General features: G+C 44.2%; 1 protein-coding gene. It reads right to left on the bottom strand.

Features of this window, described 5'->3' with window-relative positions:
- Positions 1-755, bottom strand: a 755-nt coding sequence (locus tag ACFIKE_RS11655) for a dATP/dGTP diphosphohydrolase domain-containing protein (RefSeq protein WP_375650106.1), incomplete at its 3' end; no start/stop codon positions are given.
- Positions 756-915: the final 160 nt, after the last annotated feature.

The following is a 915-nucleotide window of genomic DNA, read 5'->3' as shown; positions in this document are numbered from 1 at the left end:
AAATGACGTAAAGCAGCACCGTGAAACCTGCTCCAGTGCATGCCATTACGCCAATTGTTTGCTCCGTACTTCTTTGCTCCAAACTCTAAAACTTTACCGATTTCAATCAGTGCCAACGGCGGGATTAGTTCAACACGCGCCTTACCAGCATCATCCTTATGCGCTTCGTTTGTGCTATGTGAACGCATATAAACTCTGTCGTCATCGCCAAATTCTTCAGTGCCACAAACATCTGCATTGCCATAAATCGCGGCGTCACCATATACCTTCACTGCATTAGAAACTCTTGCCATGTCAAAAACACGAGCATCTTCCAAAACACAAGCACCGCCAAAAACCCGTGCATCGCCAGAAACCTCAGCACCACCATAAACCCAAGCATTGTCATAAACCTTGGCATTCCCATAAACCTCAGCACCGCCAAAAACCTTAGCACTATCATAAACTTCGGCATATCCATGAACCTTGGCATATTCATAGACCCTAGCATTGCCATAAACACGGGCATCGCCAGAAACATGAGAAAAACCAAGAACATTGGCATCACCAAAAACCTTGGCATTGTCATAAACCTTGGCATTGTTCCCAACCCAACAATTACCATCATGGGATAGGTTGCCTTCTTTTTCTATCCAACCACCTAATTCGCCAGCCTTAACATCTCCAAAGCTTCTCAATGCTTCTATGAGATGAAGGGTTCTGCCATCAAACTCAATTGTTTCATCAGTAAGTTCGTATTTCTTTTCTACAGCCATCATCATCTCCTTAATGCTGTAAAGTTTCTCCGGTGTGATCAACACTGCAACTCTTGCAAATTTTCGACAATGGGGGGTGTTGCTCTTGCATTAATCTCTGCAAGCGCTCGGGATAAAAAAAATCTTCTGGACGCAAATCTATCCCATGATCACGTGCGTA

Source organism: Bartonella sp. MU70NMGDW, from assembly GCF_042194085.1.
GTDB lineage: Bacteria > Pseudomonadota > Alphaproteobacteria > Rhizobiales > Rhizobiaceae > Bartonella > Bartonella grahamii.
The sequence above is the reverse complement of the archived record's forward strand: the minus strand, read 5'-3'. Positions and strand labels throughout refer to the sequence as shown.